This window comes from Desulforhopalus vacuolatus (genome assembly GCF_016918505.1).
In the GTDB taxonomy this organism is placed as follows: Bacteria; Desulfobacterota; Desulfobulbia; order Desulfobulbales; family Desulfocapsaceae; genus Desulforhopalus; species Desulforhopalus vacuolatus.
Genome location: NZ_JAFFPZ010000116.1, coordinates 1 through 437 on the forward strand (window position 1 = coordinate 1; position 437 = coordinate 437).

Consider the following 437-nt stretch of genomic DNA (forward strand, 5'->3'; position numbering starts at 1 on the left):
GCATCGCGCCCTTTGGTCGGCCGGTCGTGCCGCTGGTGTACATGATGAGCGCGAGATCGGGATCGTCGATCACCACAGCGGGCAGCGTGTCCGCGTGGCCTTGCAGCGCTTGCACCACCGGTTGCGGCCCGTCGGCAAGCGGTTCACCGAAGCATTGGTGCGCCGGGAGCCCGAGCGTAGCCAGCGTGTCGCGCAGCGCCGGGTACAGCGCCGCGTCGATCACCACGTGCCGCGCCTCGGCATGTTCGAGGATGTAGCGCACGTCTTCCGGCCCGAGCATCGCGTTGATCGGCACCCACAACAGTCCCGCCTTGAGAATGCCGTACGAGGCCACCAGGAACTGCTCAGAGTTTCCACACACCATCGCCACCTTGTCGCCGGGCTTGAGGCTGCTTGCAAGCAGCGCGTGCGCGTAGCGATTGCTGTCTGCGTTGAGT

At 66.1% G+C, this 437-nt stretch carries 1 protein-coding gene; it reads right to left on the minus strand.

What is annotated here, in order from left to right; genetic code table 11:
* Positions 1–437 (minus strand): AMP-binding protein (locus JWG39_RS16150; protein ID WP_205220459.1); only part of this gene is annotated, 437 nt, incomplete at both ends.